Annotated in this window: 8 protein-coding genes and 1 pseudogene; 3 read left to right on the forward strand and 6 right to left on the reverse strand. The window is 65.7% G+C overall.

What is annotated here, in order from left to right; translation table 11 throughout:
• Positions 1–134 precede the first annotated feature (134 nt).
• The 3 genes from QFZ54_RS16780 to uxuA all read left to right on the forward strand — a co-directional run bounded on the left by QFZ54_RS16780 (position 135) and on the right by uxuA (position 4,969).
• Positions 135–2,759, forward strand: coding sequence for a glycosyl hydrolase 115 family protein (locus QFZ54_RS16780; protein ID WP_307088974.1), 2,625 nt, complete (start codon positions 135–137; stop codon positions 2,757–2,759).
• Positions 2,760–2,904: 145 nt separating this feature from the next.
• On the forward strand, positions 2,905–3,675 hold the full coding sequence (locus QFZ54_RS16785) for a FadR/GntR family transcriptional regulator (RefSeq protein WP_307089518.1): 771 nt from the start codon (positions 2,905–2,907) through the stop codon (positions 3,673–3,675).
• Positions 3,676–3,796: 121 nt separating this feature from the next.
• Complete coding sequence (gene uxuA, locus QFZ54_RS16790; RefSeq protein ID WP_307088976.1) at positions 3,797–4,969, forward strand: mannonate dehydratase; 1,173 nt, start codon at positions 3,797–3,799, stop codon at positions 4,967–4,969.
• A gap of 19 nt (positions 4,970–4,988) precedes the next feature.
• Here uxuA and QFZ54_RS16795 read toward each other — a convergent pair whose 3' ends face one another.
• The 6 genes and pseudogenes from QFZ54_RS16795 to QFZ54_RS16820 all read right to left on the reverse strand — a co-directional run bounded on the left by QFZ54_RS16795 (position 4,989) and on the right by QFZ54_RS16820 (position 14,504).
• Positions 4,989–5,837, reverse strand: coding sequence for a FadR/GntR family transcriptional regulator (locus tag QFZ54_RS16795; RefSeq protein WP_307088978.1), 849 nt, complete (start codon positions 5,835–5,837; stop codon positions 4,989–4,991).
• Positions 5,838–6,196: 359 nt separating this feature from the next.
• Positions 6,197–7,504: a xylose isomerase gene (gene xylA, locus QFZ54_RS16800; protein ID WP_307088980.1), complete on the reverse strand. Its 1,308-nt coding sequence runs from the start codon at positions 7,502–7,504 to the stop codon at positions 6,197–6,199.
• An 8-nt stretch (positions 7,505–7,512) separates the two neighbouring features.
• Positions 7,513–8,958: a xylulokinase gene (xylB, locus tag QFZ54_RS16805; RefSeq protein WP_307088982.1), complete on the reverse strand. Its 1,446-nt coding sequence runs from the start codon at positions 8,956–8,958 to the stop codon at positions 7,513–7,515.
• A complete protein-coding gene (locus QFZ54_RS16810; RefSeq protein ID WP_307088983.1) occupies positions 8,958–10,106 on the reverse strand; it encodes a glycoside hydrolase family 43 protein in 1,149 nt (382 codons plus the stop codon). The genes xylB and QFZ54_RS16810 overlap by 1 nt, the downstream gene beginning before the upstream one ends.
• A 159-nt stretch (positions 10,107–10,265) precedes the next feature.
• A pseudogene (locus QFZ54_RS16815) lies at positions 10,266–11,934 on the reverse strand (glycoside hydrolase family 43 protein).
• A gap of 8 nt (positions 11,935–11,942) precedes the next feature.
• The gene (locus QFZ54_RS16820; RefSeq protein ID WP_307088984.1) at positions 11,943–14,504 is read right to left on the reverse strand and encodes a glycoside hydrolase family 9 protein; all 2,562 of its coding nucleotides are present in this window, start codon (positions 14,502–14,504) and stop codon (positions 11,943–11,945) included.
• Between the last annotated feature and the right edge of the window lie 125 nt (positions 14,505–14,629).

The raw sequence follows: 14,629 nt of genomic DNA on the forward strand, positions 1-14,629 counted from the left end.
ATACTATTCGACTTCGAACGAGAGCCGATGGCGTCGCATATGATGCGGTCGACCCCCGGCGCAGAGTCGGCGAACATAGCCGGGCAGCTTTACCCTAGGGTGGCTCGCAAGCTGCAAGCACAGGAGAGACGACGATGTCACACGCCGTATCACGCCGCACGCTGATGGGCGGTGCCGCCTGTGGCGCTGCGCTTGCGACTCTACCCGCGCCGCTGTTCGGTGCCGACCCGCGCACGGCGCCCGACCCGCGGACTGCGTTTCCCCTGATCGCGAAGGCTATTCCTGCCGCCGTCCTGATCGATGCCGACGCCGACAGCGCGGTCCGGCACGTCGCGACCAATTTCGCCAAGGATCTGGAGCGGGTCAGTGGTGCCTCGGCGCGACTGATCGATGGCGCGAGCGGCGTTGTGCAGGGGCCGGTGGTGATCATCGGCGTGCTGGGGCACAGCGCCGTGATCGATCGCCTTATCGCGGCGGGCAAGATCGCCGCGGCCGACCTGCGCGGCGAATGGGAGGCGTTTCGCCAGATCGTCGTCGACGATCCGATGCCGGGCGTGGCGCGTGCGCTGGTGATCGTCGGGTCGGACCGGCGCGGCGCGGTGTTCGGCACCTATGACGTATCCGAGCGCATCGGCGTTTCGCCCTGGCACTGGTTCGCGGACGTGCCCGTCCGTCGCCAGCGCGACGTGCTGATCCCGGCCGGCTCCAGGCGCGACCAGCCCAAGGTCCGCTATCGCGGGTTCTTCATCAACGACGAGGATCCGTGCCTGAGCGGCTGGGCGAAGAAGGCGTTCGGCGGTGTGAACGCGGCGATGTACGTGCACGTCTTCGAACTGCTGCTGCGGATGAAGGGCAATTATCTGTGGCCCGCGATGTGGGGCAAGGCGTTCGCCGACGACGATCCCAAGAGCATGGTGCTGGCCGACGCGATGGGCGTCGTGATGGGCAATTCTCACCACGAGCCGATGCTGCGCGCACAGGCCGAATGGCACCGGCATGCGGACCAGGGCGTGACCGGGGGCGCATGGGATTACGACAAGAACGGCGCCAATTTGCGGAAATTCTGGCGCGGCGGGATCGAGCGCATGATGGCCAAGGGCGGCGGCCGGCATTACGATTCGGTGGTGACCGTCGGTATGCGCGGTGACGGCGACGAGGCGATGGCCGAGGGAACCGCGACCGGGCTGCTGGAACGCGTCGTCGCGGAACAGCGCAAGATCATCGCCGACGTCACCGGCAAACCCGCGAGCGAGACGCCGCAGGTCTGGGCGCTCTACAAGGAAGTGCAGGATTATTACGATCACGGCATGAAGGTGCCGGACGACGTCACGTTGCTGTTCTCGGACGATAATTGGGGCCAGATCAGGCGCTTGCCCGATCCCGCCGCACCGCCGCGCAAAGGTGGGTACGGCATCTATTACCACTTCGATTACGTCGGCGCGCCGCGCAACTACAAATGGCTCAATACCAACCAGATCGAGAAGACCTGGCAGCAGATGGACCTGGCGTACAGGCGGGGTGCGGCGCAGATCTGGATCGTCAACGTCGGCGATATCAAGCCGATGGAGTATCCGCTCGGCTTCTTCCTGGCGCAGGCCTGGAACCCTGACGCGATGACTCCGGCGGCGGTTGCCGACTATCCGCGCGCATGGGCGACGGCGACGTTCGGGCCCGAACAGGCGCGCGCGATCGGCGAGATCGTCACGCAGTACAGTCAGTATGTCGCACGCCGAAAGCCGGAGCTGATCGACCAGGACAGTTTCCCGCTGGGCGGTGTCACGCCCAAGGGCCTCGATGGCGGCGAGTTCGGTACGATGGTTGCGCAGTGGGACGCGCTGGAGGCACGGATGCTCACGGTTCGCGCCACGCTGCGGCCGGATCAGCGGGACGCCTATTATCAGCTGATCGAGTTTCCCGTGGCGGCGGTCGCGAACCTGTACCGCATGTATTACGGCACGGCGTGGAACCGGCGGCTGGCGTCCAAGAACGACGCGCGCGCCAATTACTTCGCCGACCAAGTCGAAACTGCGTTCCGTCGCGATGGCGAACTGACGCAGCGGTACCATAGTATCAACGGCGGCAAGTGGGACGGCATGATGGGGCAGGTCCATATGAGCTATGTCATCTGGAACGATCCCACCAAACAGACCATGCCGAGCATCGTCCGTATCGGCGCAGATACGCCCGAAGCAAAGCGCCGGCAGCAGCCGGTCTTCGTTCCGACGCCCGCGACGCAGGCGGGTATCGTTGCCCTCGAAGCACCGGCGTTCAGTCGTGCGCGCGACGGCAAGGGGTTGCGCTGGACGACGATCCCGCATCTCGGCCGTACCGCGGGCGCGATGATCGCGATGCCGCAGGGGCGACCGGCAACGCGGGCAGAGGACGGCGTCTGCCTGGAATACGACGTCACCGTGGCGAAGGCGGGGCCGGCGACGGCGACGCTGTACCTCGTCCCGACGCTCGACACGTTCGGCCATGAAGGGTCGCGGATCGGCGTGTCGATCGACGGCGGTGCCGTCCAGGTCGTGCGTGCCGCGCTGGAGCCTACCGGCGGCGATACGGACAATGCCGGCAAGGCGCGATGGGCGGATGCGGTGCGCGACAATGGCGTAGCTATGTCGGTCGGCCTGGGCAGCATCGCTGCGGGGCGTCACACGATCAAGATATGGCGGCTCGACGACAACATGGTGCTACAGAAGCTGGTACTTGCCACCATACCGGTACCGCCGTCCTATCTCGGGCCGGTTCCCGCCGTATGATGCGACCTGCCGGGGGAGGGGCACCGCAACTTAATCGTCGATACCCGTTTCCCTCCCGGCGTGTGCGTAGTAGCATCAATACGCAGACATTAGATTGGTAAGTCCAGTGGCAAAGCCCGCATCCCAGCCCGCCTCCCAGAATGCGTTGTTCGTGGTCGGTAGATACGACGCGCCCGCGAACGATCGCTTGTACCAGCGGTTGGCGCGGCGGCTGTTCGAGGAACTGGTCGCGGGCACCTACGCAATAGGTGATCGGTTGCCCGCCGAACGCGAACTGGCGATCGAGTACGGCGCCAGTCGGCCGGCCGTGCGGGAAGCGCTCATCGCGCTGGAAGTGCAGGGTTTTATCGAGGTTCGGGTTGGCTCCGGGGCCTATGTCTGTCGATTGCCGGGGCAGGGCGAGGAGCCGGGGTTCGCGATCACCGCGTTCGAACTGACCGAAGCGCGGATCATGTTCGAAGGCGAGGCCGCGGCGCTCGCAGCGGTACAGGTCACCGACGCCGAGATCGAACTGCTCGACGGACTGGTCGAAGCGATGACCACCGAGAATTTGCTCGCCGAGGTGACGGAGAACGCGGATCGCGATTTCCACATGGCGATCGCCAAGGCGACGCGGAATGCCGGGGTCGTCCGGACGATCGAGGACCTGTGGCATCTGCGCTCGACCTCGCCCGAATGCGCGCTTCTCCACGCCAAGGCGCGCAACGCCAAGGTGCGGCCGGTCGTCGCCGAACATGCTGCAATCGTTGACGCTTTGCGTGCGCGCGACGCGGCGGCGGCGCGTGGCGCGATGCGCGCGCACCTGACGTCGGTGATGGACCATTTGCTGTTCAAGACCGAGGAGATGGCGATGGAGCAGGCGCGGTTGGCGCTGGCGACGACTCGTCAGCGTTACGGTGGGCCGCCGAGCGCCTGAACGATTCAGCACCCGGACCGGCAAACCGGGCGCTTCTAGGTTGTCAGACCAATTCGATCGTTGCTATCGATACTGAAAGCACGTGGCCGCACCGCCGCGCTAAAACGGGGATGACCGGTTGATGAAGATGACCCAGACCATGCGCTGGTTTGGCCCGAACGACCCGGTGCCGCTCAACGCCATCCGCCAGGCCGGCGCGACCGGGATCGTCACGGCGCTGCACGAGGTCGCCAATGGCGATGTCTGGACCGCAGACGCCATCGCCGCGCGGCGCGTCATGATCGAGGAGACCGGGCTAGACTGGAAGGTGGTCGAGAGCCTGCCGGTCGTCGAGGACCTGAAGCGGCGCTCGGGCGACTGGGATCGGCTGATCGAGGCCTATGTCGCCAGCCTGCGGAATCTGGCGGGTCAGGGCATCGAGGTGGTGACCTATAATTTCATGCCGTTGCTCGACTGGACGCGGACCGATTTGAGCTGGGCGTTGCCGGACGGTGCGCGGGCGCTGCGGTTCGAGCTGCATGCGCTGGCGGCCTATGACATCCACATCCTGCGCCGCCCAGGTGCCGAGCGGGATTACGCGCCCGATGTCGTCGCGATCGCGGCCAAGCGGTTCGCGGCGATGGACAACGCAGCGCGCGCGACGCTGGAGCGGACGATCATCGCCGGCCTGCCGGGGAGCGAGGAGAGCTTCAGCTCACCACAGTTGCTCGAACAGATCGGAACCTATGCCGACATCGACGCAGGCCAGTTGCGCGCGAACCACGTCGCGTTCCTGGAGGCGGTGTGTCCGGTCGCGGAGGCCGAGGGCATTCGGCTGGTGGTGCATCCCGACGATCCGCCGTTCCCGATCTTTGGCCTGCCACGCGTGGTCAGCACCGAGGCGGACGTGAGCGCGCTGTTCGCCGCCGTGCCGTCGGCCGCCAACGGGCTGTGCTTTTGCAGCGGATCGTTCGGCGTGCGCGCGGACAACGACCTGCCCGGGATGGTCCGCCGGCTCGGCGAGCGTATCGGCTTCGTGCATCTGCGGTCGGTGCAGCGCGAGCCCGGTGGCGCGTTTTACGAGGCGGCACATCTGGAGGGCGATGCGAACATGCCCGCGATCATGGCGGAGCTGGTTGCGCTGCAGGCGCGCACCGGGCGATCGCTGCCAATGCGTCCCGATCACGGCCACCAGATGGTGGACGACCTCAACAAGCGCACCAACCCCGGCTATTCGCTGATCGGGCGGCTGCGCGGGCTGGCGGAACTGCGCGGGCTGGAAACGGGTATCGCACACGGCCGGGGTGCGGTGTGACCACGGCATAGAGCCAAGCCTACCGCGTCATCGCCACTTGCGTATCGTCGAGCGCCAAGTCCACGAGCTTGCGCATCGCTGCGTTGGCGGCGACGGGATCGCCCGCGGCGATCGCCTCGTAGACGCGGACGTGATCGGGGATCGGGTTGCGCGGCAACGAACGGGTGCGTTGCTTGAACTGAGTCGTCCAGCTTACCGCCGCGCCGATGCTCGCGCTGAGGACGACGAGCGCATCGTTACGAGTCGCCTGCAACACCGCGTTGTGGAACTCGCGGTCGGCGGCGCGGCCGGCTTCGGTGGCCAGCGTATGGCGGCGCATCGCGGCGAGCGATTCCTTCATCACGGTCAGGTCGGCACGATCGCGACGCTCGGCGGCCAACGCTGCGGCGGCAGGCTCGACGATGGCGCGCAACTCGAACAGTCCGCGGACGAAGTCGATGTCCGGTTCGCCGGCAAAGGCCCAGGCGAGCACGTCGGGATCGAGCAGATTCCAGCGGCTGCGGGGCAGGACTCGGGTGCCGGTTTTCGGTCGACTTTCGACCAATCCCTTTGCCATCAGCACCTGTACCGCCTCGCGGTAGGCGCTCCGCGACACGTCCAGCGCCTCCGAAAACGCGACTTCGCCCGACAACGTGTCGCCAGGCAGATATTCGCCCGACAGGATCGCTGTGCCCAGCTTGTGCGCGATCGCACCGTGCAGGCGTCGCCCCGTACCGCGCGGCAGGCGAGGAGCCGGCGGGGTATCCACAGGTAGGCTATCCGAAGGTGGGGTATCCGAAGGGGTGGCGGCATCCGACTGTGTCGCAGGAGCCGATTCCGCGGGCGTATCCGACGACGTGCTCGTCTGGTCCGGATTGATGTTCGTCATTGGCAAGCTCCCATCGCAAGGTGATAGCCGCGTGACAATCGCGAGACGATAAGAGATTTTCGGTCCTGGGGCTCGGAACGCCCCGATACGGGTTGCAAACGATGCGCGGAAAGGAATGTCGCGTGCGGCAGCGGCCGTGATCGTTAGGGTTGCTTGCCTTTCGGCCCGACGCCGCTGCGGTCTATAAAGCGCGGCTGGCCAGTCATTGCTCTCGGCATCACAATACAGCTGCGGTCGATCAGGGGACCTAAATCCGTGAGCAAATGATACATCGCTCTGCAAGTGCCGGTAGCCGGCACGCGTGCCGATGTCGGAAACGCCCGATCCCGCGCCGGAGCGCAGGATCGGGCGGTCGTCGATTAGAGGACGCGGTTGATGAGGTTCTCGATCCGCTCCTGCTGGCCCGAGACCGGCTTCGGATCGATGCCGCGCTCGATCGCGAGGTCGGCGATGCCGGCAAGGTCGAGCCCGCCGATTGCGCCACCGAATTCGCCGTCCCAACCAGCATAGCGCTTGGTCTTGATCGCATCGATGCGGCCGTCTTCGATCAGCTTGGCCGCGTTGAGCAGGCCCTTCGCGACGACGTCGATCGCGCCGACATGACCGTAGAACAGGTCGGCCGGGTCCATGCTCTGACGCCGAACCTTGGCGTCGAAGTTGAAGCCGCCGGTGGTGAACCCGCCTGCGCGAATGATCTCGAGATTGGCGAGCGTCAGTTCCTCGACCGAATTCGGGAATTGATCGGTATCCCAGCCGTTCTGTGGATCGCCGCGGTTGGCGTCGATCGAACCGAAGATGCCGAGCGCCGCAGCGGTCGCGATCTCATGCTCGAACGTGTGGCTGGCGAGCGTCGCATGGTTCGCCTCGATGTTGACCTTGACCTCGTTCTCCAGGCCATAGCGCTTGAGGAAGCCGTACACCGTCGCGGTGTCGAAGTCGTACTGGTGCTTGGTCGGCTCGAATGGCTTCGGCTCGATCAGGATCGTGCCGGTGAAGCCGATCTTGTGCTTGTGCTCGACGACGAGGCTCAGGAAGCGGCCGAAATTGTCGAGCTCGCGCTTCATGTCGGTGTTGAGCAGCGTCTCGTAACCCTCGCGACCGCCCCAGAGCACGTAGTTCTGGCCGCCGAGACGATGCGTCGCCTCGAGCGCATCGCGGACCTGCATCGCGCCGAACGCGAACACTTCCGGATCGGGGTTGGTCGCGCCACCGGCGGCGAAGCGCGGGTGGCTGAACAGGTTGGCGGTGCCCCAGAGGAGCTTGCGGCCCGATGCAGCCTGGAGCTGTTCGAGATGATCGACGGCTTCGGCAAAGAACTTGCGATGCTCGGTGATGTCGTTGGCGTCGGCCATCACGTCGACGTCGTGGAAGCAGTAATAGGGCACGTCGAGCGTCTTGAAGAACTCGAACGCGACCTCGCGCTTCATCGCCGCGGCGGCGCTGTCGTTGGCGCCACGGTGCCACGGACGATCGAACGTGCCGCCGCCGAACACATCGGAGCCGGGCCAGCAGAAGGTGTGCCAGAAGCATGCGGCGAAGCGGAGGTGATCCTCCATGCGCTTGCCGAGGACCATCTTGTCCTTGTCGTAGAACCGGTACGCCAGCTCGTTGGTGCTGTCGGGGCCCTCATATTTGATCTGGGGGATATCGGCGAAGAAGTCGGACATCGGGATTCCTACGATTTGGGGGTGATGCGGGAATAGGCTTGGCGGAACGCGGCCTTCTTTTCGGCGAGCGCCGAGACGAGGGCAGGGTCGGGGACGATGGTGTGCGAGACGGGAGGCGCGACGCAGATGTCGGCGGGGTCGCCGCCGTCGACGCCGAGCTGGGCAAGGCGGGCGGCACCGAGCGCGGGGCCGACTTCGCCGCCCTGAAGGTAGACGAGTTCGACCTCCATCGCGGCGGCGATCACCTGGCCCCAATAGCGCGAGCGGGCACCGCCGCCGATCACCGCGAGGCGTTCGACCGTCGTACCGGCCTCACGCAACACGTCGAGACCGTCGGCGAGCGCGAATGCTACGCCCTCCAGCACCGCCTGCGAGAGGCGGCGGGCGTCGGTGTCGTTGTCGAGGCGCAGGAACGCGCCGCGAACCTCCGCATCGTTGTGCGGCGTGCGTTCGCCCGAGAGATAGGGGAGGAAAATCTCGGGGCCACTGGCGGGACCGGCAGCCTCGGCACGCGCGAACAGGTCGGCGGCACCGGCGGCTCCGGTGATCCGCGCGACCCAGTCGATGCACGATGCGGCCGAAAGGTGGACCGACATCTGGTGCCACATGCCGGGAAGCGCGTGACAGAAGGCGTGGACCGCGCGCGCGGGGTTGGGGCGGAAGTCGTTGGTGGCAACGAAGATGACGCCCGACGTGCCGAGCGACAGCAGCGCATCGCCGTCCTTAACGACGCCGACGCCGACGGCACCCGCCGCATTGTCGCTGCCGCCTGCCGCGACCGGAACCTGCGGCACGCCCCAAAGTTCGGCGACCTCGGCCGTGAGCGTGCCGGTGATCGCCGACCCTTCGAACAGGGCCGGCATCTGTGCCTGCGTCAGTCCGCAGGCGGCGAGGATCTCGTCGCTCCAGCAGCGGCCGCCTACGTCGAGCCACAGCGTGCCGGCGCTGTCCGACAGGTCGGACGCCTTGTCGCCGGTCATCAGCAGCCGCACATAGTCCTTGGGCAGCAGCACCGTGGCGATCTTCGCGAAAACCTCCGGCTCATGCTCGCGCACCCAGAGCAGTTTCGGTGCGGTGAAGCCGGGCATCGCGATGTTGCCCGAGATCTTACGCAGGTCGGGGACGGCGCGCTCCAGTGCCTCGCATTCGGCAAAGCAGCGGCCGTCGTTCCACAGGATCGCGGGGCGCAGCGGACGGTCGTCGGCGTCGAGCAACGTCGCGCCGTGCATCTGACCGGCGAGCCCGACGCCGCGCACGGAGCGGCGGACGCTTGGGTCGATCGCCTGGACGGCGGCGATCGTCGCCTTCCACCACGCATCGGGATCCTGTTCGGACCAGAGCGGATGCGGCCGCTGCACGGTCAGCGCGGCGGTGCCTTGGCCCACCACGCTGCCATGCTCGTCGAGCACCACGGCCTTGACACCCGAGGTGCCGATATCGATTCCCAGGAACATCAGTTGACGAACGGATCGATGGTCGGGATCGATCCGTCGGCGGCAAACTTCAGTTCGGTCACCTTGACGTTGCGCAGGTGGTTCTTGTTGCTCATCTGCGTATCCGCATAGAACAGCCACCATCTCTTGTTCCATTCGATGATCGAATGGTGGCTCGTCCAGCCCTGTACCGGCTTGAGGATATGCCCCTTGTACGTGAACGGACCATAGGGGTTGTCGCCGGTCGCATAGTTCAGGAAGTGCGTGTCGCCGGTCGAGTAGGTGTAGTAATATTTGCCGCCGCGCTTGAAGACCCAGGATGCCTCGAAAAAGCGCCGTTCATGATCGCCGCCCAGCACGGGCTTGCCGGCCTCGTCGAGAATCTGGACGTCGCGCGGGGTCTCGGCGAAGCTCTTCATGTCGGGGTTCATGCGGGCGATCTTGCCCGATAGCGCGGGCTGGTCGTCCTTGCCGAGATCGGTGTCCGAGCCGTTGGGGTCGAACTTGCCGTCCTTCCAGCGCTGGAGCTGGCCACCCCAGATGCCGCCGAAATACATGTAGCTGGCGCCGTTCGCGTCGGTGAACACCGCGGGGTCCATCGAGAAGCTGCCCTCGATCGGCTTCGGATCGGCCTTGAACGGGCCAACCGGGCTCTTCGAGGTGGCGACGCCGATGCGGAACGTGCCGAGGCCGTTCTTGTCGAGCTGTTTGTCGCGCGCCGGGAAATACAGATAATAGGTCCCGTTCTTGTACGCGGCGTCGGGGGCCCACATCTGCTGCGACGCCCAGGGCACGTCCTTCACGTCGAGCGCGACGTCGTTGATTTTCACCGGGCCGCCGATGCGATCCATCGACAGCACGCGGTAGTCGCGCATCGCATATTGGTTGCCGAGATCGTCGTCGGCGATCGTCACGTCGATGTCGTGGCTCGGATAGACGTAGATCTTGCCGTTGAAGACATGCGCCGACGGATCGGCGGTGTAGATGCTGGTGACCAGGGGCTGCGACAGATAGCGCTTGCCGTCGGGGCTGCGCGGTTCCTTGCCGGCGGATGCCGGTTTCGCCGCAGGTTTGGACGGGGCGTTGGCGCCATTGGTCTGGGCGAGGGCGATCGTCCCCGTTGCGGCAAGTGCGGCAATGACGAGCGTGGGCGCGAGGCTAAAACGCATCGGTGCGTGGTCCTTCCTAATGTTCACCATCTGATGTGGTGTCGAACGTCTATGTGCCCCGGTAGCGCTACCGTAGGAAACGTGTCAACACTTAGCACGCGGCGCATGCGACTGTCGACAACACCCGGTCGGATGCGCCGTGTTTCGTGCCCGGGTGGCTCATTTCATCCACGCATAGGGACCGACCAGCGTGCCGACGAAGCCGCCAGCGGTCTTGGTGCTGAGGAAGCGGGCATCGACGTCGCGCGCCAGCGTGCGCTTGCTGCCGGCACTGTCGCCCGCACCGTCGCCGGCACCGTCATAGTCGAACGCCATCGTGCCCCCGTCCGCACGGATCGTCAGCGTGACGGGACCCGAGCCCGTGACGGGTGCCGAGGCGACCAACCGTTCCGTGCCCTTGTCGGTGGTATAAAGTGCGACGACGGGCTTGCCGGCGACCCGGGTAATGCCGAAAAACAGGAAGTTGGCGTCGCTCTGCATTGCGACCAAGCCTGCGCGATCGCCATCGGTGTCGGGGGCGAAGCGGACCGTCGTCGACATGGTGACGACGTGATGTTGCTGCCGCCGTCCGACGAACGAAGGCACGCGCGACAGGTCGCCGATACGTCCGCCACGATCGAGGACCAGGTCACCGCCTTCGAGCCGATAGAAGGGCGCCTTGGGCGTGCGCACGCCGACCCATTGCATCGCCAGTTTGCTGCCGTCGAAGCTGTCGACATAACGGAAATCGCCGCTGGTCGGGATCCGGCTCGGCGGGCTTGCGGGTAGTTTCGGCTTCGTGGCGGCGAACGGGACGGGCTGGTCCTTCGGCAGGATGATCGGCCAGCCATCCTTCCATGTTACCGGTAACAAGAACGTTTCGCGGCCGATGTTGTAATAGTCGCCCTCGTACGGACGGACGCCGAGGAAGGTCGCGTACCAGTCGCCGTTCTGGCGTCTGGACCAGCTTGGCATGGCCGGTCGACGTGATCGGGTTGGGACGCGCAGGATCGAGATCGCGCTGCGTCAGGATCGGATTGCCGGCGAACGGGATATAAGGCCCCCGGAGTGACTTCGAGCGTAGTGCGACCTGCGAATGGTTGACGCTGGTGCCGCCCTCGGCTGCGGTCAGGTAATAATAGCCGTCCTTGCGGAAGATGTGCGGGCCCTCGATCCAGACCGGCTTCTTCGAGATGTCCACGCCGCCGTTGATCAGCTGCGTGCTCTCCCCGACCATTTTCCCCGCGCGCCAGTCGTATTCCTGGATCCAGATCGCACGGTGACCCTCATAGCGCGGCGGCTCGGCGGGCGCGCGGTTGTTGACGATATAGGCCTTCTCGCCTTCCCAGTAGATGGACGGGTCGATGCCTTCGAACGGCAGCCAAATCGGGTTCGACCACGGCCCCGCCGGGTCCTTCGCGGTGATGACGAAATTGCCTTTGCACTCGACGCAGGTGTTGACGATGTAGAACACGCCGTCGTGGAACGAGATGTCGGGTGCGAATACCGCCTGCGACGTCCGCATGCCGGTGAAGTCGAGCTGCTCCGGCCGGTCGATCGCGTTGCCGATCTGCGTCCAGTTCACCAGGTCCTTCGACCGGAAGATCGGCAGGCCGGGGTAATGCGCGAACGAGGACAGGACGAGGTAATAGTCGTCGCCGACGCGCGTCACCGACGGGTCGGGATAATAGCCCGACAGGATCGGGTTGCGATATTGGCCGGGGCCGACGGCGACCTTTTCCTGCGTTTGGCCGTCATAGCTGAAGCTGCTGAACCGCGGTGCGTCGCTGGCGAAGGCGGGCGTTCCTGAGGCGAGCCCGGCGAGCAGTGCGAACGTCTGGATTTTCATGGCAATTCTCACTTGGTTGCGCTCGCTGTCTGGGTTGGCTTGGACCCAGCCGTCGCGGCAAGCTCCTGCGCGGCCTGCGCGAGTTCGATCCACATCGCGCCTTCGGGTATGACATATTCGTTCTCACCCCAGAAGAAGGGCCAGTCCTCATGGTTTTCGGGGAAGTCCGGCTTGATGATCAGCACGCCCGGGACGACGCCGCCGGCGATGAACGAGAAGTCGGCGCGGTTGTTGCCGTAGGCGACTTCCTTCGAGACGGTGCCGACGGCGGAGACGAACGATATGTCGGATCCGGGATGGTGGCCGACCAGGAACTCGAGTCCGCGGAACACCTCGTCGGCGGGCATGATCTCCGGGAACGCCTTGTGTAGCGTGTACGCATTCAGCGCAGTGCCGAGCACGGTGCCGCTGCCCGCCCAGCCGCCGGTCGTAATCGGCACGCCGAACGGATTGGCTTTGGCCGCAGTCTCGGTGGCGGTGGCATAGGCGCGCACCGCCGGGACCATGGCTGCACGGTAAGCTGGTGGCATGAACGGGATCGCCGCCACCGCATCACGCAGATTGAAGGCGAAGGTCTTTTCCATCGCCGGCCAAAGCGACTGGACCGCGGTGACGTAGCGAGGGTCACGCGTCGTCCGCAGCAGTTCGACCGCAGCGGAGAAGCGCTCCGCATCCAGCGGTCCGCCCGTGGTGTTGCCGTGCTGGTACGTATCGGGCGCGTGCGACTGTTCCTCGGCCCAGGTCCGCGTCGCGATCCCCAACGCCTTCTTCGACAGTGCCGGATCGGCCTCCGCAAGCGCGCGCGATGCCGCCGCAAGCCCTGCGATCGAGCCGTAGTTCAGCGCCGACGCCTTGGTCGTGAACGCCCAGCGGTCGTCGGGCATCCCGCTGCGTCCGTTCTTTTCCTCACCAAGCTTCAGGGCGGCGTCGTAGACCAGGCCGTCGGTCTTGGTCGAGCCGTCGCCGAGATGCGTGTATTGCGCGACATCGGGCTCGACGATGCCGTGGATCGCATGGCCGACCGCATCGAACTGCGCGACGAGTTGCAGCGTGCCGTGGCGGATCTGCTGGACGAGATCGGGCGTGCCGTCGGGAACGTGCATTTCGGTCTTGCGCCGCGTCCAGTCGATCGCGGTGGTGTCGCGCATCGGGTGCCAGCGCTCCCAGCTGTCGACCAGCGAGCGGATCACCTGATATTGCGACTGGGTGCGGATGTCGTAGTCGCCTGCGTCGAACCAGCCGCCGACGGCGAGGCCGGGGATATGCTCGCCCGGCTTGAACTTCGTGTCGGTGGTCGGCCCCTGCGCGTAGAGATCGATATGTTCGTGGTTCACCGGCGCCTGACGCGCATCGTCGCGGTGCGCGTCGCCGTGCCAGACGCGGTAGCCCTCGTTGACGAACATATGGTCCATCGCGACCGGAAAATAGACGTCGAGCGTCGGGTGCCAGGCGCCGGCATAGGCATTGGCGGCGATCCGGAAGGGCGCGGTGCGCGTGGCGCCGTATTCGAGCACATAGGTGCCGGGCTGGCGGACCGCGCTGAAATCGAGTTGCAGATAGCTGTAGCGGAGATAGTCGCCCCAGCGCTTGGCGGGGGCGGTCGGCATTGGCGTCATGCTGCCGTCCTCGCCGACGCGCAGGAGGCGCGCGGGCAGCGCGCGGCGATCGTTGCGGTCGAGTTCGATCGTCGCGACCTTCCGCGCATCCGGTGTGTAGCCGAGCTGCGAATGCGCGATCACGGGGGCACGAAGCCAGCCCGGTACGCTGTTCGGCTGGATCGTCCATTCGAGGACGGTGCCGGTGCGTCCGGCCGGCAGCATCGAGCGGAGCACGAACCAGCCATTCTGCGCCTGGTTGCGACCATCGAACAGCTGCACTTCGGCGGTGGAGCGGATCGTCACGCGGCGTGCCGGATCCTCGGGTGCGAGTACGAAGCGGCTGCCCTTGGCGATCGCGGTCGGTTCTGCACCGGGACCCTCGGCGCGACCGCTCGCCGCGTTGCGCTGCGGCGTCTGGATCATGGCATCGGCCGGATAGACCGGGAACGCACCACTGACGCCGTCCGCCATGAAGCTGTGGTGAAAATAGGCGGCGGGAAGGAATTCGAGATTGAACCCGGCCTTGCCGGCGAGCGCGGCCGGCACGGGTTGGTCGAGGATCACCGACACGGCAACCGCGCCGCCGCGCTTTTCCGAGCGGACGCGGTAGCGCCATTTGTAATCGGGATATTCGAGCGTGACGGTGATCGCACCGGTCGTGGCGTCGACCTTGCGATCGATAAGGCGTCCGATTGCGTCCCATTGGCCGGGTGTCGAGGAAAGACGGACGTCGCCATTGGTGGCGATCCGTTCGCCCTGCTGAATGATCTCCACGCCGCTGATCTTCGAGTCGGCGAACAGACCGTCATACCAGTTGGAAAAGACCAGCACGTTGGCAGCCGGCGCCTCGTAATACCCGGCGGCGTTGAGCGTCAGGTCGGTCGGCGCGGCGCGCGGGTTTGTCTGAGCGATCACGGGTGCGGCGCTCGCGAGCAGGGTTGCGATCAGGCAGAATGCGGATTTGGCCGCCATGGTTTTTCCTCTCCGGTATCGTCATGCAGCGTTGGATTCGCCTGCTATTCCCGCGACTATAGCGCTAACAATGGCAGACGCCACCCGTTGCCGCCGTTCCCGTATGGACAGGGTAGCGGTATCAC

The sequence above is a fragment of the Sphingomonas faeni genome (genome assembly GCF_030817315.1).
In the GTDB taxonomy this organism is placed as follows: Bacteria; Pseudomonadota; Alphaproteobacteria; order Sphingomonadales; family Sphingomonadaceae; genus Sphingomonas; species Sphingomonas faeni_C.